The organism is Massilia sp. BGA-UO-ETr-WB1 (assembly GCF_059567845.1).
The window spans coordinates 748756-767010 of sequence record NZ_JCAQOT010000025.1; the positions used below are offsets into that span (position 1 = coordinate 748756).

Genomic DNA, 18255 nt, shown 5'->3' on the forward strand with positions numbered 1-18255 from the left:
GCTACTATAACCCATTTCCGCCGTTCCTGCACGCTTATCTGGTCATTTTAGTAGCAAGGGCACAATTTTTGTCCTGATTTAACCCCTTTTCTTGCGCCGCTTCGTTTCATTGCTGATACCGGCCGGTCCGGGACCAGGAGAAAAATATGTTGAAACGACTGTTTGCGTTGCTGGCGCTGTTGCCGCTGGCCTGCGCCGCCCTTGCGGTAACGCCGAGGATGGACACGCCGCTGATGGAAACGCCGGGCGGCGAGCGGCCGGTGCGGCTGCAAAGCCTGAGCATCGCCAGTGCCGTCAGCGGCGGCATGGCGGAAACCACGGTGCGCATGGTGTTTTTCAATCCGAACAGCCGCGTGCTGGAAGGCACGCTGCATTTCCCCTTGCAGGAGGGGCAGCAGATCAGCGCCTTCGCGCTTGATATCGACGGCAAGCTGCGGCCGGCCGTGCCGGTGGAAAAAAGCCGGGGCCGCGAGATACTGGAGGCGGTGGAGCGGCGCGGCATCGACCCCGGGCTGCTGGAGCGCACCGAGGGCAATAACTTCCGCCTGCGCGTCTATCCGATTCCCGCGCAAGGCACGCGCACAGTGGAGCTGAAGTACGCCGAAACGCTGGCGCGCGATGTAACCGGGACGGGTGCGGCCTGGCTGTACCGCCTGCCGCTGGCCTACGGCGGACGCGTGCGCGAGTTCGATCTCAACCTGCAAGTGAGCGGCGCCGGCGCCGCGCCGCATAGTAGCGGCGCCCTCGGCGAGCTGCAATTCAGCGGCATGCGCAGCGGCTACCACGCCCGCGTGGCGAAGCAGGACTTCGCGGCCAGTGGTGGCAGCGGCGGCGCGCAGGTGCTGCGCATCCCGGCCGGCGCGCAGCCGCAAGCCTATGTGCAGGAGTTTGCGGGCGAGCGTTATTTCGTGGCCGAGATCCCGGTGGCGGCGCGGCGCGCGGCGCGCAAGCTGCCCAAGGTGGTGGGCCTGCTGTGGGACAGTTCCAGCTCCAGCGCGGGCCGCAAGCACGACGCGGAACTGGCGGAGCTGGACCGCTACTTCAAGGCGCTGGGCCAGGCCGAAGTGCGGCTGGTGCGCCTGCGCGACCGCTCCGAGGCGGCGGTAACTTACCGGGTGGAGCGCGGCGACTGGAGCGCGCTGCGCAAGGCGCTGCAAGCCACAGTGTACGACGGCGGCAGCGCGCTGGCGGACTGGCAGCCGCAGGCGGATGTGAACGAATACCTGCTGGTGAGCGACGGCCTGCTGAACTACGGCGGCGGGAAGTTCCCGGCCCTGGCGGCGGGGCAGCGCCTGTATGCGCTCAATTCCGCTGCCAGCGCGGACACGGGGCGGCTGGCTGCGCTGGCCGAGCGCAGCGGCGGACAACTGGTGCAGGTGCAGGCGGACCGCCCCGGCGCGGCGGCCGAGATGCTGCTGACGGACGGCCCGCAATTGCGCGACCTGCGGGCGGACGGCGCCAAAGACCTGCTGGCCGACCTGTCCGGCGCGCGGCAGGGCATGCTGCGCGTGGCGGGCAAGCTCACGCAGCCGAGCGCGCAATTGGCGTTCACGCTGGTGCAGCAGGGGAGGGAGAGCGGCATCAAGCTGGCGGTGGCGGAAAGCGCGCCGTTTAGTCCGCAAGCTGCCGTCATTTGGGCGGGCTACAAGCTGCGCGAACTGGAGGCGGACTTCGAGCTGCATCGCGGCGCCATCCGCCGCCTGGGTGCGCAATTCGGCTTGCCGACACGCGAAACCTCGCTGCTGGTGCTGGAGCGGATGGACGACTATGTGCGTTATGACGTCACGCCTCCGGCCGAGCTGCTGGCCGATTTTGAGAAGGCGAAGGCGCGTTACGGTTCCATGCTGGCGCGGCGGCGCGACAAGCAGCTAGATAACGTGGTGCGCCGCTTCCAGCAGAAGGTGGCGTGGTGGAGTACCGAATTTCCCAAAGACCCGCCGGTCAAGTTCGTGCCGCAACCGGCACAGCTTGATGCGCGTCCCGGTACGGTCGGTGTCAAAGTGGAGGGTAGCCGAATTGCCGGCGCGAGGGAGGTCCTCGTGGCCGAGGACGCGCGCGCAATGCCGGCGCCCATTGCCGCGCCGGCGCCGGAGCCGATGATGGCGCGGAAAACCATCACCGCCAATGCCACCAACGTGTCGCCGCTGGCGCGCGGGATTGCGCCCGCTGCCCCTCCGCCCCCACCGGCGCCCGCTGGAGGTCTCGTTGCGGGACAGGCGGGGCAGGCAGGCGACGCGCCGGGCGCGGCGGGCGCCATCACGATGAAGAAGTGGTCTTCGAACGCGCCCTATATTGCGCGCATGAAGGCTGCCGCCAATGAGCAGCTGTATGCGGTGTACCTGGACGAGCGGCCATCGTGGAGCGGCAGCAGCGCCTTCTACCTGGACGTGGCGGACATGCTGTTCGAGCGCGGCCAGCGCGAGCTGGGCTTGCGGGTGCTGTCCAACCTGGCCGAGCTGGAACTGGAGAACCGCCACGTACTGCGCATCCTCGGCTACCGCCTGCTGCAGGCGGGCGCGCCGCAACTGGCGGTGCCGGTGTTCGAGCAGGTGCTGCTGCTGGCGGGCGAAGAGCCGCAGTCCTACCGCGACCTGGGCCTGGCCTATGCCGCCGTCGGCAAGCATCAGCAGGCGGTGGACCAGTTGTACGAAGTGGTGCTGCGGCCATGGGATGGGCGCTTCGCCGACGTCGAACTGATTGCGCTGGCCGAGATGAACGCCATTATCGCCAAGGCGCCCAGGGGTACCGTGGACACGGGCCGGGTCGATTCGCGCCTGCTGAAAAACCTGCCGCTCGACCTGCGCGCGGTGCTGTCCTGGGACGCGGACAACAGCGACATGGACCTGTGGGTGACGGACCCGAACGGCGAACGCTGCTACTACGCGCAGATGATGACCGCGCAGGGCGGCCGCATCTCGCGCGATTTCACCGGCGGCTACGGACCGGAGGAATTCTCGCTGCGCAAGGCCAAGCCGGGCAAGTACCAGGTGCAGGCCAACTTCTTCGGCCACCGCCAGCAACTGGTGGCCGGCGCCACCACCGTGCAGCTGCGCCTGACCACCGGCTTCGGCACGCCGGACGCCAAGGAGGAGATGATCACGGTGCGCCTCACCGGGCGCGGCAACACGGTGCTGATGGGGGAATTCGAGGTACCGGGCGGTTAGTCGGCAGCGGGCGGGAAGTGTTCGGACACCGTGTCCGGCACTGGATAACTTGGATACGCGGCGCGGAACTTCTGCCATTCGGCGAGGGCCGCGTCGCGTTCGTTTGCCTTGAGCAGGTCTTCAATCTTCTGCAGCCAGGCCTTGGCCTGCAGTTCTTGCGGCGCCAGGATGCGCGATCCGGTGATGGACACATTTTGCGACGGCGCGGCCTGCGCGGCCGGTGCCGGCTGCACGATGGGCGCCATCGGCGCGAATGCCATCGGTGCCGGTGCGGGTGGCGGTGCCGGCGCCGCTATCCGGGGCGCGGCGCGGTAGTCGATGCCGGCCGCGGCGGACTTCTCCAGCGATGCGGCCGGCTGGCTGTATTCCGCCGATGGCCGTACGTTGGAAGCGTTGGCGATCACGGTGGTGACCACCGAGCTGCTTGGCGCAGGCGCGGGCATTCGCGCCGCTTGCCCAACCGACGCAGGCGCGGTGCGCGCATAGCGGGGCAGCTCGCTCTGTGGCGGCGGTGCGCTGGCGACATCTTCTGGGGCCACGGCGTCTTCCCGCCCGGATTTTTTCTCGATGGCGCCGCTGGCCGGTTTGGCCTGCGGGGCTGGCGCCGGCGCCGGGGCTGGCGCAGGCACGGATTCAGGCGAAGGAGCTGCTGGCGCTACCGTCCCGGCTGGCGCCTCGATTGCCTGGGGTGGTGGCGGTGCGGACGGCTCGGGAGGCATGGCCGGCGCGGCGGCGACCATGGCTTCGGTGACCGGGTCGTGCGTTTGCCACAAGGGCAGCGCGAGCGAGATCGCAGCGACCCCGGCGGCCAGTGCCAGGGGCAGCTGCCAGCGCGATTGCCAGCGCGGTCCCGGAGGCGCAACGGCAGGAGCCGGCGCAGGAGTGGATGCAGGTGCCGGCGCAGGCGCGGGTGCAATGGCTGGGGCGGCAACCGGATCGTTCGCGGCCGGCAGCGCGGCCAGTTTTTCGGCGGCCAGCGCGGCGGCGATGCGGGCCTGGATGGCGGCGTCCAGCGCGGGCGGGGGCGCGGGCTGGTCCAGCGCGGCCAGATCGCGCGCCAGCGGATCGTCGCCTTGCAGGAAGGCTGCGAACGCCGCATCGTCGAGTTGGTCGTGGTCTTTGCCGCTCATGCCTGTTCCTCCTGCGCATACTGCTCGCGCAATTTCTTCATCGCGTAGCGCAGGCGGCTCTTCACGGTTTCCACCGGCGCCGCCACCAGCTGGGCGATTTCCTCCAGCGACATGCCGCTGAATTGTTGCAGTATAAGCGCTTCCTTCTGCTCGGCGGGCAGCGCGTGGATGGCCGCGTGCAGCGCGCTGTTCTGCTGGCGCGATTCCATGGCCGCATCGGGCGCGGCGGCGGCATCGGCGGCCGGGCAGGGCGCCTCGTCCTCGGCGGCGGTTTGCGGCTGGCGCAGCAGGTCGATCAGGCGGTTGCGGGCGATCTGGTACAGAAAGGTGCGGAAAGTGGCTTGCGGCGTGTAGCCGGAACGCGCCTGGTGCAGGCTGAACCAGCTGTCCTGGGCGATTTCATCGACCCAGTCGCGGCGCGGCGAGCGCCAGCTGAGAAACCGGTACAGGCCGCGGCTATGGCGGCCGTACAGCTCCTGGAAGGCGGACAGGTCGCCTTCGCAGTAGCGCAGCATCAGGGCTTCGTCGGAAAGGTCGCTCATGCTGTGCAGTATGCTAAGCGGCCTGAGCCGCATTCGGGGTCTGACCCCGAATGCGGCTCAGCTCGCTTGGGCGGTGAGGTGCGATTATTGGTAGTCGCTGGCGTTCAGGCCCATGACGTGCGAGAAGCCGCCGTCCACGTAGGTGATTTCGCCGGTGATGCCGGAGGCCAGGTCGGACAGCATGAAGGCGGCGGTGTTGCCCACTTCTTCAATCGTCACGTTGCGGCGCAGCGGCGCGTGCGAGGCGGCAAAGCCCAGCAGCTTGCTGAAGTCCTTGATGCCGGACGCGGCCAGGGTCTTGATCGGACCGGCCGAAATGCCGTTGGCGCGGATGCCGACCTGGCCCAGGTTTTCCGCCAGGTAGCGTACCGACGCTTCCAGCGAGGCTTTCGCCAGGCCCATGGTGTTGTAGTAAGGAATTGCGCGCACGGCGCCCAGGTAGGACAGCGTCAGCACCGACGAGCCCGGCTTGAGCAGCGGCAGCGCGGCCTTGGTCATGGCCGGGAAGCTGTAGGCCGAGATGTCGTGCGCGATGCGGAAGTTTTCGCGCGTCAGGCCGTCCAGGAATTCGCCGGCGATCGCTTCGCGCGGGGCGAAGCCGATGGCGTGCACCAGGCCGTCCAGCTGGCTCCACTCTTTGCCCAGGTCGGCAAACAGGGCTTCGATCTGCTCATCGCTGCCGACGTCGCAATCGAACACCAGCTTGCTGCCGAACTCGGCGGCGAACTCGGTGATGCGGTCTTTGAAGCGCTCGCCGACGTAGGTGAACGCCAGTTCCGCGCCTTCGCGCTGGCACGCCTTGGCGATGCCGTAAGCGATGGACCGGTTGGACAGCAGGCCGGTGATGAGGATTTTTTTGCCTTGCAAGAACGCCATATTCACTCCAATTGCTACTGCTGCGATGGCACGCGCGCCCAGGGCGGCGTTAGCGACAGTATGGGTTGTTTATTCCAGTGCTGGGTGGGAGACCCGATACCGTGAGACCAAGATTGTAGGACGTAGCTGCCGCCACTGCAACTTTTCGTGGCCTGCAGGGACGGGCGCGCGGCCCGCCCGGCTCAGTTTTGCTTGGTTTTCTTTTTGCCGGCGGCGTCGCGCGGCACGCGCGCCTTCACCAGCGACACGGGCGCATCCTTGGCGGTGCCGCCCTTGGCTTGCTTGTAATTGCTGGTGCGCGCCTTCTTGCCGCCCCGGTCCGCCTCGAAGGCGACGATGGCGTTGTCCGCCACTTCCGGCGCGATGTCCACGTGCAGCGAGGACGAGGTTTTCGGCACCAGGATGGTGGAGCCGGCCTTGAGCACCGATTTGCTCGGGATGTTGTTGGCCTGGCGTATCACTTCCGGCGTGGTCTGGAACTTGGACGCCAGCGTCTCGATGCGCTCGCGCGCGCTGGTGATCTTGTGCGTGGTCCAGCTCGACAGGGCGCGGCCCCATTGCGCCAGGTTCAGGTTGAACTTTTCGGCGTTGGCCTTGGGCAGCAGGATCTGGGTCTGCTCGCCGCCGGTGATGACGGGGCGGTTGAACTGCGGATTGAGCGCCTTGAACTCGTCCACCGACATTTCCGCCAGCTGGGCGGCGACGGCCAGGTCGATATCGCTGGTCTTGTCGACAGCGGTAAAATAGGGCTGGTTGTCGATCACCGGCAGGTGCAGGCTGAACTGGGCCGGATTGGCCACGATGTTCTTCACCGCTTGCAGTTTTGGCACGTAATTGCGGGTTTCGGCCGGCATGTGCTCGGCCAGGCTCTCGAAATCGGTCGGCTTGCCGGCCGCCTGGTTGCGCTTGATGGCTTTCTGCACATTGCCTTCGCCCCAGTTGTAGGCGGCCAGGGCCAGCTGCCAGTCGCCGAACATGTCGTACAGGCGCTGCAGGTAGCTGAGGGCGGCGTCGGTCGAGGCCAGGATGCCGCGCCGTTCGTCCTTGAAGGCGTCCTGCTTCAGATTGTAGTCGCGCCCGGTGCCCGGCACGAACTGCCACATGCCGGCCGCGTTGGCGCTGGACAGGGCTTGCGGGTTGAAGGCCGATTCGATGAAGGGCAGCAGCGCCAGTTCGGTCGGCATGCCGCGCTTTTCCAGTTCGGTCACCACGTGGAACAGGTAGCGCGAGGCGCGCTGGGTGGTGCGGGCCATGTGGTCCGGACGGGCGCTGTACCAGTTGACGTGCTTCTGGACCAGCTCGTTGTTCAGGTCGGGGATGGCGTAGCCGGTGCGGATGCGGCCCCAGACGTCGGTTTCCTTGAAGGCGTCTTCGCTGACGGCCGGCTTGGCGACAACTTTGGAGGCGGGGAGCAGTTCGGTGGTCGGCAGCTTGGCCGTGGCGGGCGTGGACAGCGGGATCAGGGGGAGCGTGGCGGACGGCGCCGCCGGGGGCGCGCTGTCGATTGCCTGGCCGATCGCCGGCGCCAGGGTGATCAGCGCCGCCAGCAAGGATGGGTTAATTCGTGCTTGCATAGTATTCCGTTGTTGTCGTCGAGAAACACAAACGAGCCATGAATAATGGGGCAGTGTACGTAGGTTGACGCTGCTGAGTCAAGAAATATGTCGCCCGGATGACAGTTTCTTTGATGTAATGATGTCGGCATATATATTGAAGTTGACGGAAGTAGACGGCATTTTGCCGGAGTGCGTACAATGCGCGCTCGCCGGAAGCATTTACAAGGAAAGACCTATGAGCAAGCCCATCGCCGACCACGACACCGTCATCGCCCTGACCCAGAAATGGCTGGAAAAGGCCGTAATCGGCCTCAATCTGTGCCCCTTCGCCAAGGCCGTGCACATCAAGAACCAGATCCGCTACGTGGTGACGGACGCCGCCACGGCCGAGGAGCTGATGGACGTGCTGATGGAGGAACTGGAGTTCCTGGCCGAAGCGAACCCGGAAAAAGTCGATACCACGCTGATCATGCACCCGCAGGTGCTGAACGATTTCGAGGACTACAACGACTTCCTGGACGTGGCCGACGAGGCGCTGGAGGAAATGGACCTGGACGGCATCCTGCAGGTGGCCAGCTTCCACCCGGACTACCAGTTCGCCGACACCGGCAAGAACGATATCGACAACTACACCAACCGCTCGCCCTATCCGACCCTGCACCTGCTGCGCGAGGAAAGCGTGGACCGCGCGGTGGAAGCGTTCCCGGAAGCCGGGGACATCTTCGAGAAGAACATCGAAACCATGCAGAAGCTGGGCCACGCGGGCTGGGACGCCTTGGATATCGAGGTCAAGCCGCAGGTGAAGGAATGACGGAAATGGAACTGAAGCGCATGGCGGCGGCGGTGCACGAGGCGGCCGCGCCGTCCGCGCCGCCGGCCCAGCGCCCGGACACGCCCTGCGTGGCCGTCTGTTCCACCACCTTCGACGACATCTGCCGCGGCTGCGGCCGCACCTATATAGAGGTGGCGCACTGGGTGTCGATGTCGGAGGCGGAAAAAGAGCTGGTGTGGCAGCGCATCACGGCGCAGGGCTACCCGCGCCGCAACACGTGATTAACGATCAATACGTGCCGATGAAGTCCTTCTTGCCGATTTCCAGGCCGTTGTGGCGCAGGATGTCGTAGGCGGTGGTGGCGTGGAAGAAGAAGTGCGGCAGCGCGTAGTGCAGCAGGTAGGTGGCGCCGGTGAAGTGCTTGGTTTTCTCGCCGCTGCCGGTGGTGATGGCGCGGTCTTCGGCGCCGCCGAAGTCGGCCGCGTTCAGGCCGTCCAGGAAGGCGATGGTCTTGGCGATGCGTGCTTTCAGCTCGGCGAAGGTCTTTTCGGTGTCTTCATACGGCGGCACTTCCTGGCCGGCCAGGCGCGCGCCGGCGCCCTTGGCGAAGTCGGTGGCGATCTGGATCTGGCGCGAGAACGGCAGCATGTCCGGGAACAGGCGGAATTGCAACAGGGCGTTAGCGTCCAGTTTCTTGTCGGTCACGTGGGCTTCGGCCTTGTCGAGGATGGCCAGCAGACTGTTCAGAATCTGCTTGAACACTGGGATCGATGCGGTGTAGGTATTAAAAGTCATTGCGGGCTCCTCGTTGAAAGAGTGGCGATGATAGCAAGCTTGTCGCTTTCCTGCTTGCGGCGGACGGCGCGGCAGCGTGTATTCTGGTGACTTGCACGCTTGTTTGCGTGCATAATTGTTTCAAATGAAAAATTCCTGACCGCGCAAACACGCGCAAGCCCCAAGTCCCGTGGTGAATGATTAGTTCTTTATACAGAAGGATGCGTTCCCGTCTGAGCGCGCTGTACGGCCTTTCCATCTACGGCGCCTTGCTGCTGGTGGTGTTTGGCGGCCTCGTGATACCTGCAATCATCGGCAGCTATCTGCTGATCGGCGTGCATGAACAGCAGTCGGCCAAGATGGCGCTGAACGAATCGCTGCAGCGCAACGCCGACATCCTGGCGCTGGGCATGCAGGAGTCGCTGTGGAATATGAACGCCGAATCGGCCCATTCGCTGGTGGAATCGGTGATGCGCGACCGTTCGGTGCTGCAGGTGCAGGTCACCGGCCAGGCCGAGACCCAGTTCATGCACTTGCAGTCGCCGCGCCGGCAGACCGGCAACGTCTATCGCGCCGAGCGCGAGATCCTGGTGCGCGGCGAGAAGATCGGCCGCATCGTGGTGGAGATGGACGACGCCCGCAGCCAGCAGGAGCTGCGCGAGAAGCAGCGCTCCTACGTGTTCGTGCTGGCCGCGCAGCTCACCGTGTCGCTGCTGCTGATCGTGCTGTTCCTGAACAAGCGCCTGCTCAAGCCGCTGCGCAAGCTGATGCGCTTCTCGGACCGCCTGTCGCACGGCGATTTTGAAACCCGGCTGGAACCGACCGGCAGCGACGAACTGGGACGCCTGTCCGGCCAGCTGGAGCAGATGCGGGTGGCGATCAAGCACCTGTTCGAGGACATCGGCCAGCGCGAGGAGCGCTTCCGCACCATCGTGACCCAGGTGCCGGGCGCGGTGTTCCGCTTCCGCCCGGACGGCCCGGTCGATTTCGTCAGCGACGCCATCGAGGACATCTGCGGCTATTCGGCCGCCCAGTTCATGCGCAGCACCAGCCATTCCTGGGCCAACCTGATCTGCCCGGAGGACCGCCGCAGGCAGCGCCGCGTGGTGAGCCAGGCCATCCGCGACGGCCGCCCCTATGCGGTCGAGTACCGCATCACCGACGCCAGCGGCACCGAGCGCTGGGTGGCCGAGAACGGCCAGCCGCAGGTGTCCGAGCGCGGCGACAGCGCGCCCTGGGTGGACGGCATCATTTCCGACATCAGCCAGCGCAAGCACAATGAAATGCGCATCGAGGCGCTGCTGGCCGAGCAGAGCGCCATCCTGGACAACGTGATGTTCGGCGTGATGTTCGTGCGCAACCGCCAGATCGTCTCGGTCAACCGCCGCTGCGAAGAGCTGTTCGGCTACGAGCCGGGCGCCATGGCGGGCGCCTCCACCGCCATCGTGTTCCCCACCGCGTTCGACTTCGAGTCGGCCGGCGCGCGCCAGTATCCCACGCTGTCGGCCGGCGAGTACTTCAGCGAAGAGCGCCACTACCGGCGCAAGGACGGCACGCTGTTCTGGTGCATGGTGAGCGGCTGCGCCATCGACCAGAGCCGCGCCAACGAGGGCAGCATCTGGGTCTATGCCGACGTCACCGCGCGCAAGGAAGCGGAGGAAAAGCTGCGCCTGTCGGCCACGGTGCTGGAGCACATCGCCGACGGCGTGATGGTGATCGACGCGCAGGGCACCATCGTGGCGGTGAACCCGGCCTTTACGCAGATTACCGGCTATAGCGAGGCCGAAGCGCTGGGCCGCGACCGCGCGCTGACGCGCTCCGGCCGCCACGAGGACACCTTCTACCACGCCATGTGGCAGGAGCTGGAAACCACCGGCTTCTGGCGCGGCGAGCTGTGGAGCCTGCGCAAGACGGGCGAGCTGTACCTGGAGTGGCTGACGGTGAGCGCGGTGCGCGACACCCATGGCGAGACCACGCACTACGTGTGCGTGTTCAGCGACATCACGCTGGTCAAGCAGTCGCAGGAAAAGCTGGACCACCTGGCCCACCACGATCCGCTGACCGCACTGCCGAACCGCCTGCTGTTCCACGACCGCCTGCACCACGCGCTGCAGCGCGCCGCGCGCGAGCAGGAGCAGCTGGCGCTGCTGTTCATCGACCTGGACCGCTTCAAGAACGTCAACGACACGCTGGGCCACCACATCGGCGACGAGCTGCTCAAGCAGGTGGCCAAGGCCTTGCTGGACAAGCTGCGCGACGGCGACACGCTGGCGCGCCTGGGCGGCGACGAATTCATCGTGCTGCTGGAGAACGTGGACGGCCAGTACGGCGCCAGCCTGGTGGCCGAAAAGCTGGTCGGCATGTTCGAGCAGCCCTTCATGGTGGCAGGACACGAACTGTTCGTCACCTGCAGCGTGGGCATCAGCCTGTACCCGGCCGACGCCACCGACCTGAATATGCTGATCCGCAACGCCGATGTGGCCATGTACCAGGCCAAGGCGCGCGGCCGCAACGGCTACCGCTTCTACGCGCCGTCCATGTCGGGCGAGGGCGTGGAGCGCCTGCGCCTGGAAACCTTCCTGCGCCGCTCGCTGGAGAAGGAGGAGATGTTCCTGAACTACCAGCCGCAGGTGGAAATCGACACCGGCCGCCTGGTGGGCGTGGAGGCGCTGGTGCGCTGGAACCACCCGGAACTGGGCCTGGTGCCGCCGAACCGCTTCATTTCGCTGGCCGAGGACACCGGCTACATCAACCAGCTGGGCAAGTGGGTGCTGTACCAGGCCTGTTTGCAGATGGTGCGCTGGCAGGAAGCCGGGCTGTGGGTGCCGAAGATGGCGGTCAACCTGTCGGCCAAGCAGTTCGAGCGCGGCAGCATCGCTTCCATGGTGGGCGACATCCTGCGCGAGACCGGGCTGGAACCGCACCGCCTGCAGCTGGAAGTGACCGAGTCCGTGATCATGAACACCGGCGACGCGCTGGTCTTCATCAATGACCTGCACTCGATCGGCGTGGGCCTGGCGATCGACGATTTCGGCACCGGCTATTCATCTCTGGCCTACCTGAAGCAGATGCCGGTGCAGACGCTGAAGATCGACCGCTCCTTCATCAAGGACATTTCGACCGACGTGAACGACGAGGCGATCGCCATCGCCATCATCCAGCTCGGCAAGAGCATGAACCTGTCCGTCATCGCCGAAGGCGTGGAAACCGACGAACAGGCCGCCTTCCTGCTGCGCCACGGCTGCAACCTGGCGCAAGGCTACTTCTACAGCCGCCCGGTGCTGCCGGATGACCTGCTGCAGCGCTGGCAGCCCTGATGCACCCCATCGAAAGGACTTTATGAAGTTGTCGCGCCGCCGGTTTCTGCTGAGCGCCACTGCGGTGGCGGGCGCCATGGTGGTTGGCTGGGGCGCCTTGCCGGCGCGCCAGCGGGTGCGCGGCAAGGTGCCGCTGCCGCTGGGGGGCTCCGGCGGCGCGGTGGCGCTCAACGGCTGGGTCGCCATTGCGCCGGACAACAGCGTGACGGTGGCCATGGCGCGCAGCGAAATGGGGCAGGGCGTGCACACCGCGCTGCCCATGCTGCTGGCCGAGGAACTGGACGTGCCGCTGGAGCGGGTGACGCTGGTGCAGGCGCCGAACGACAAAATCTACGGTAACGTGGCTGCCCTGGTGGACAACCTGCCTTTCCATCCCGACGACGAAAGCCGCGGCAAGCGCGTGGCGGCATGGCTGGTGGCCAAGGCAGGGCGCGAGCTGGGCATCAATCTGACCGGTCACTCGTCCAGCGTGAAAGACTTGTGGCTGCCGATGCGCGAAGCCGGCGCCATTGCGCGCGCGCTGCTGATCGAGGCCGCCGCGCGCGAATGGAAGGTGCGGCCGCTCGAGTGCTTCACCGAGGCCGGCTTTGTGGCGCATCCGAACGGCAAGCGCGCCAGCTACGGCAGCCTGGTGGCGGCCGCGGCGGGCATGACGCCAGGCGAAGTGCGGCTCAAAACCGTGGGCCAGTTCCGCCTGATCGGCACCGTCGTGCCGCGCCGCGATTCGCCGTCCAAGGCCAACGGCAGCGCCGTGTTCGGGCTGGATGTGCGGCCCGAAGGCATGCTGTACGCGGCGGTGGTCATGTCGCCGGTGATCGGCGGCGCGGTGGCCAGCGTGGACACGCAGGCGGTGCTGAAAATGCCGGGCGTGTCGCGCGTGGTGGATTTTTCGCCGGCGCTGGCCGAAAAAACCGGCGCCGGCGCCGGCCTGGCGGTGGTGGCGGCGCAGTACTGGCAGGCCAGGCAGGCCGCAGCGGCGCTGCCGGTGACCTGGCTGGAAGGCGTGAACGGCAGGCTGTCGAGCGCCGATGTGTTCAAGCATTTCGCGCAGCAGCTGGACGATGAGGACGGCCATGCCTACTACACGGCGGGCGACATGGACGTGGTCGACGCCATGGACAAGGCGCAGGGCGCGGTCAAGACGCTGAAGGCCGAGTACCGCGCGCCGTTCCTGGCGCATGCGGCCATGGAGCCGCTCAACTGCACCGCCCAGGTTAAGGACGGCAAGGTGCGGCTGTGGGTGTCGACCCAGGTGCCGACGCTGGCGATAGACACTGCGGCCAAGGTGGCGGGCGTGAAAGCGGCCGACGTGACGCTGGAGGTCACCATGCTGGGCGGCGGTTTCGGGCGCAGGCTGGAAACCGACTTCATCGCGCAGGCGGTGGCGGTGGCCAAGGAGTGCAATGGCGCGCCGGTGCAACTGATCTGGTCGCGCGAGGACGATACCACGCACGACGTGTACCGCCCGGCTGCGCTGGCGCGTTTCGCCGCCAGCCTGGATGCGGCCGGCAATATCGCGGCTTGGGACAACAAGTCCGTCAGCGGCTCGATCGGGCACCAGTACCTCAAGCGCAGCCTGGGCCTGCCGGGCCTGGGGCCCGATATGACCACCGCCGAGGGTGAATTCGACATGCAGTACGAAATTCCCAATCAGCGCATCCGCCACGTCATCGCCGACAGCGCGGTGCCGGTCGGCTATTTCCGCTCGGTGGGGCATTCGCACAATGCCTTCTTCAAGGAGAGCTTCATCGACGAACTGGCGCACGCGGCGGGCATGAGCGGGGTCGGCTTCCGGCGCGGCATGCTGAACCGCCATCCGCGCCACCTGGCGGTGCTGAACGCGGCGGTGGACAAGGCCGGCCAGCCGCCGGCGGGCCGCGCGCACGGCGTGGCGCTGCACCAGTCCTTCGGCACCATCGTGGCGCAGGTGGCCGAAGTGTCGGTGGTGGACAAGCAGATCGTCGTGCACCGCGTGGTGTGCGCGGTGGACTGCGGCATCGCCGTCAACCCGGGCATTATTTCGCAGCAGGTGGAATCGTCCGTGGTGTTCGGGCTGTCGGCCGCGCTGGGCGGCGAGATCACCATCAAGGACGGCAAGGTGGAGCAGACCAATTTCCACCAGTACCCGGTGCTGCGCATGGACCAGGCGCCGAAAGTGGAAACCGTCATCATGCTGAGCGCCGAGCCGCCCGAAGGCATGGGCGAACCGGCCGTGCCGCCGGTGGCGCCGGCGGTGGCCAACGCGGTGTTCGCGCTGACCGGGCAGCGCCTGCGCAGCCTGCCGCTCAGGTTGGCTTAGGTGCCGGCCTAGGAAGCGGCCGAGAGCAGGGCGCGCAGATTGCAGTCGCGCTGCCAGTGGCGGCGCTCTTCGCTGCTTTGCGCGTAGCGCGCCAGTTCGCCTTCGTCCATGCCGGCCTGCGCCAGGATCAAACGGTGCGCCACATTCGGGTCGGGCAGCATGGTGCCGAAGAAGGCCACGTGCTCGTGGCGCTGGATCAGCAGGGTGGGGAAGTTCTCCACATCGAGGTCGCCCACCACGTCGGCATGGTCTTCGATATCGACCCACAGGAAGTATTTGTCGGGATGGCGCGCGGCCAGCTCGTCGAAGGCGGCGCGGTAGCCGGAGCAGGTGCCGCACCAGGCTGCGCACAGGCAGGCGACGATCCAGCGGTCTTGCGCCAGCGCTGCCGCGACGTCGGCGCGGTTATCGGTATGTAGGGTAGTGCTATGCATGCGCGGTATTGTACCGCGACCCGCGCAGGCCGGCTTCGGCGGGTTAAAATACGGCATGTCTACCATACTTGCAATTGAAACATCCTCTGAAATGGCTTCCTGCGCGCTGCTGCGCGGCGGCAAGCTCTACACGCGTTCGTCGTCCGGCGTGCGCACCCATTCGCAGGCCATCCTGCCGATGATCCAGGAACTGCTGGCCGAAGCCGGCGTGGCGCTGCGCGATTGCGACGCGATCGCCTACGGTGCCGGCCCCGGTTCCTTCACCGGCGTGCGCACCGCTTGCGGCATCGCCCAGGGCCTGGGCTACGGCGCCGGGCTGCCGCTGGTGCCGGTGGTGACGCTGGACGCGATGGCGCTGGCCTGCCACCAGCAGCATGGCGGCACCGACATCCTGGCCGTGCTGGACGCGCGCATGAGCGAAGTCTACTGGGCCCAGTACCGCTTCGGCGGCGGCTCGCAGGCGGCGCCGGCGCCTGTCCTGGCTCCCGCGCTGTCGGCGCCGGAAGCGGTGGCGCCGCAGGGCGAAGTGACGGCTTGCGGCAACGGCTTTTCCGCCTACGCGGAAGCGCTGGCGGGCAAGCCGTTCGCGGCCGGCGCGCACGCGGACGTGATGCCGCATGCGGCGCAGATCGCGCAGTTGGGCCGGATCGCTTTCGCCGCAGGGCAGGGCGTGAAGGCGGCCGACGCGCAGCCGCTCTACCTGCGCAACAAGATTGCCTACACCAGCGCCGAACGGCGCGAGATCAACGCAGCAAAGGCCGCCGCATGAAGCCTGTGTGGGATCTGGCGCGGCTCAATTATGAACCGATGCAGGACAGCGATATCGATGAAGTGGTGGCGCTGGAAGAGCGTGTTTACCCCTATCCCTGGACCCGGGGCAATTTCGCCGATTCGCTGGCCAGCGGCTACCACGCCTGGGTGCTGCGCAACACGGACATGCAGCTGATGGGCTACTTCCTGGTGATGCAGATGGTCGACGAGGCGCATCTGCTGAACGTGGCGGTGGCGCAGGAGTGGCAGGGGCAGGGGCTGGGCCGCTTCCTGTTGAACCAGTCCGTGGCCTGTGCGCGCGGGTTGGGGATGGAATCGATGCTGCTGGAAGTGCGGCCGTCGAACGCGCGCGCGCTGGACCTGTACCAGCGCTATGGATTTGAACAGATCGGCCGCCGCAAGGGTTACTACCCGGCCGGCGGCCAGCAACGCGAGGACGCGATCGTCATGCGTTATATTTTATGAACCGCAACGAAGTCTTCCTGCAGGAGATCGGCGTAGGCGTGCAGTGGCGCTTGCGCAATCCGGCGCCGGGCGCTGCCGAGGCCTGCGCCGGGAACGAGGTTGCCGAAGTTCCCGAGGCGGCCGGGGATGTCGATCTGGCCGCTGCGGTCATGGCGGCGTACGCCGGGCACGAACCTGCCGCCGTCCGGCATGAGATCCCCGCGCAGCAGCCTGCCGCCATGCAGCCTGCCGCCGCGCGCCCTGCGCCGGACGCCGCAGCGAGCGACGATACGGCCTGGTTCGACGACGCGCCGTTGCCGGCCACGCCGCCGCCGGTGGTCACCAAATCCCCCGCCAAGCCGGTGCAGGCAGCGCCGTCGCGCCCGCCCGCCGCAGGCGCGGAAGAGCCGGAATCGACCGCCTGGTTCGACGACGTGCCCGTGCCGGCGGCGGCTCCGGCGTCGGCCGCCGCCCGCGCGCAGCAGCCCGGCCAGCAGATCGCCGACATGGACTGGACTGCGCTGCAGGCCGCCGTCAGCACCTGCACCCGCTGCGACTTGTGCCATAGCCGCCAGGCCGCCGTGCCGGGGCGCGGCGACCCGCACGCGCAATGGCTGGTGCTGGGCACCGCTCCCACCGCTGCGGACGAGCAGGAAGTGCGCGCCATCACCGGCGAAGCGGGCCAGCTGCTGGACAATATGCTGAAAGCCATCGCGCTCGCGCCGGACGAAGACGCCTACGTCACCACGCTGGTGAAATGCCGCCCGCCGGCCGCCCAGGATGGCAGCGGCCGCGACAGCCTGCCCACGCCCGAGCAGCTGGCGGCTTGCCGCCCTTACCTGCAGCGCGAGCTGGAGCTGGCCGGCAGCCGCATGATCCTCACGCTGGGGCACGCGGCCGGCAAAGGCCTGCTGGGCGCCGCCGCGCGCGGCAAGGTGCTGCGTTACGACGGCATTCCCACCATCGCCACCTACCATCCGGCCGACCTGCTGCGCAAGCCGGTGGACAAGGCCAAGGCGTGGTCCGACCTGTGCCTGGCGAGAGCGGCCCATGCCGGCCGGGCCTGACAGCGCGCCGGAACCGACCGGTACGGAAACGTACCAGACGCGCTTCGAGCGCACATGGGGCCATCTGACCCGTCCCCATGTGCGCGCGCTGGCCTGGCTGCTGGAAGCGCCGGACCTGCTCGACCCCTCTTCGCCGCACTGGCAAAACCGCATCGCCACGCTGGGCCCCGTGCCGCCGGCCGCCGCCGCATGGCTGGCCGCGCTGGAGCACGATCCCGCGCCGCTGGACGCCGCCCTGGGCGGCCGCTTCTATTCGCGCCTTGGCCTGTACGCCGAGAAGCTGATGGCCTTCTATTTCGAGCAGCACGGCACGCTGGTGGCGCACGGCCTGCAGGTGCGCGCCAACCGCAACGACACGGTGGGCGAGTTCGACTTCCTGCTGCGCCACGGCAGCCGGCTGCTGCACTGGGAGTTCGCCACCAAGTTCTACCTGCTGGACGATACTGCGGGGGCGGCCAGCTTCAACCACCTGGTCGGCCCCAACCTGGCGGACACGCTGGGCGTCAAAATGCGCAAGACCTTCGCCAAGCAGCTGGAACTGGCCTACCACCCGGCCGCGCAGCCGCTGCTGCCGCAGCCGGTGGACCAGGCGCAGGCGCTGGTCAAGGGCTGGCTGTTCTATCCGCAAGGTTCGCCGCACGCGCTGGCGGGCATCTCGCCCGGGCACTGCCTGGGCTACTGGAGCACGCTGAGCGAATTCGCCGGCGGCCGCGACGGCGCCGCGCAGCCGGACCAGCAATACGTGGTGATGCCGCGCCTGCAATGGCTGGCGCCGCTCAAGGTGCGCGTGGCTGCCGCCGGCGCCGGGGTTCCGGCCCCCGTGCCGGGTGCCGGGCAGGGCGCGCCTGCCGCCGCCGGACCGGCGCGCGTCAATTCCATCGCGGCGGTGGACAGCGCCGTGCCGCTGGGCGCAGCACAAGTGGTGCAGGCCGTGCTGGCGCGTTTCGAACAGGAGATGTCGCCGGTGATGGTGGCGTCGGTGGTGGAGCGGAATGGCTGGCTGGTCGAGCGCGAGCGGGGTTTCGTCGCGCCCGACGACTGGCGCGCGCGGGCCGCCGCGCGCCGAGAACAGGGGCTGCTGCCCCCGTAAGCGGGTTAAAACGCGACTG

The 18255-nt window shown here is 67.3% G+C and carries 15 protein-coding genes; 9 read left to right on the forward strand and 6 right to left on the reverse strand.

What is annotated here, in order from left to right:
• Positions 1-146 precede the first annotated feature (146 nt).
• A complete protein-coding gene (locus tag AC56DV_RS21570; RefSeq protein WP_496316273.1) occupies positions 147-3164 on the forward strand; it encodes a DUF2135 domain-containing protein in 3018 nt (1005 codons plus the stop codon).
• On the opposite strand, the gene AC56DV_RS21575 is transcribed toward AC56DV_RS21570, so the two are convergent.
• From AC56DV_RS21575 to AC56DV_RS21590, 4 genes are all read right to left on the reverse strand, one after another.
• Entirely contained in the window at positions 3161-4294 is a 1134-nt protein-coding gene (locus AC56DV_RS21575; protein WP_496316274.1) for a hypothetical protein, read from the reverse strand. The two genes, AC56DV_RS21570 and AC56DV_RS21575, sit on opposite strands and share 4 nt — an antisense overlap.
• Positions 4291-4836, reverse strand: a complete 546-nt coding sequence (locus AC56DV_RS21580; RefSeq protein WP_496316275.1) for a sigma-70 family RNA polymerase sigma factor — start codon at positions 4834-4836, stop codon at positions 4291-4293. Before AC56DV_RS21580 ends, AC56DV_RS21575 begins: the two co-directional genes overlap by 4 nt.
• An 84-nt stretch (positions 4837-4920) precedes the next feature.
• Entirely contained in the window at positions 4921-5712 is a 792-nt protein-coding gene (gene fabI / locus AC56DV_RS21585; protein WP_496316276.1) for an enoyl-ACP reductase FabI, read from the reverse strand.
• A 182-nt stretch (positions 5713-5894) separates the two neighbouring features.
• Positions 5895-7286 carry a transglycosylase SLT domain-containing protein gene (locus AC56DV_RS21590; RefSeq protein ID WP_496316277.1) on the reverse strand — a complete coding sequence of 464 codons (1392 nt, stop codon included), beginning with the start codon at positions 7284-7286 and terminating at the stop codon, positions 5895-5897.
• Positions 7287-7503: 217 nt separating this feature from the next.
• Here AC56DV_RS21590 and AC56DV_RS21595 point away from each other — a divergent pair, with 217 nt between their 5' ends.
• Entirely contained in the window at positions 7504-8079 is a 576-nt protein-coding gene (locus AC56DV_RS21595; RefSeq protein ID WP_496316278.1) for a DUF1415 domain-containing protein, read from the forward strand.
• A gap of 20 nt (positions 8080-8099) precedes the next feature.
• Positions 8100-8321: a DUF1289 domain-containing protein gene (locus AC56DV_RS21600; RefSeq protein ID WP_496316438.1), complete on the forward strand. Its 222-nt coding sequence runs from the start codon at positions 8100-8102 to the stop codon at positions 8319-8321.
• A 7-nt stretch (positions 8322-8328) separates the two neighbouring features.
• On the opposite strand, the gene AC56DV_RS21605 is transcribed toward AC56DV_RS21600, so the two are convergent.
• Positions 8329-8835, reverse strand: a complete 507-nt coding sequence (locus AC56DV_RS21605) for a DUF1993 domain-containing protein (protein WP_496316279.1) — start codon at positions 8833-8835, stop codon at positions 8329-8331.
• A 176-nt stretch (positions 8836-9011) separates the two neighbouring features.
• Between AC56DV_RS21605 and AC56DV_RS21610 the strand changes: the two genes are divergently transcribed.
• Positions 9012-12131, forward strand: coding sequence for a bifunctional diguanylate cyclase/phosphodiesterase (locus AC56DV_RS21610; RefSeq protein WP_496316280.1), 3120 nt, complete (start codon positions 9012-9014; stop codon positions 12129-12131).
• Between the two features lie 22 nt (positions 12132-12153).
• Positions 12154-14430, forward strand: a complete 2277-nt coding sequence (locus AC56DV_RS21615) for a xanthine dehydrogenase family protein molybdopterin-binding subunit (protein ID WP_496316281.1) — start codon at positions 12154-12156, stop codon at positions 14428-14430.
• Positions 14431-14438: 8 nt separating this feature from the next.
• On the opposite strand, the gene AC56DV_RS21620 is transcribed toward AC56DV_RS21615, so the two are convergent.
• Positions 14439-14864: a thioredoxin family protein gene (locus AC56DV_RS21620; protein ID WP_496316282.1), complete on the reverse strand. Its 426-nt coding sequence runs from the start codon at positions 14862-14864 to the stop codon at positions 14439-14441.
• A gap of 55 nt (positions 14865-14919) precedes the next feature.
• On the opposite strand from AC56DV_RS21620, the gene tsaB reads away from it, so the two are divergent.
• Genes tsaB through AC56DV_RS21640 form a run of 4 tightly spaced genes read left to right on the forward strand, consistent with a single transcriptional unit; the run spans position 14920 to position 18236 of the window.
• Entirely contained in the window at positions 14920-15633 is a 714-nt protein-coding gene (gene tsaB, locus AC56DV_RS21625; protein ID WP_496316283.1) for a tRNA (adenosine(37)-N6)-threonylcarbamoyltransferase complex dimerization subunit type 1 TsaB, read from the forward strand.
• The gene (rimI, locus tag AC56DV_RS21630; RefSeq protein ID WP_496316284.1) at positions 15630-16100 is read left to right on the forward strand and encodes a ribosomal protein S18-alanine N-acetyltransferase; all 471 of its coding nucleotides are present in this window, start codon (positions 15630-15632) and stop codon (positions 16098-16100) included. Before tsaB ends, rimI begins: the two co-directional genes overlap by 4 nt.
• A complete protein-coding gene (locus AC56DV_RS21635; protein WP_496316285.1) occupies positions 16097-17146 on the forward strand; it encodes a uracil-DNA glycosylase in 1050 nt (349 codons plus the stop codon). Before rimI ends, AC56DV_RS21635 begins: the two co-directional genes overlap by 4 nt.
• Positions 17130-18236, forward strand: a complete 1107-nt coding sequence (locus tag AC56DV_RS21640; RefSeq protein ID WP_496316286.1) for a DUF1853 family protein — start codon at positions 17130-17132, stop codon at positions 18234-18236. Before AC56DV_RS21635 ends, AC56DV_RS21640 begins: the two co-directional genes overlap by 17 nt.
• Positions 18237-18255: the final 19 nt, after the last annotated feature.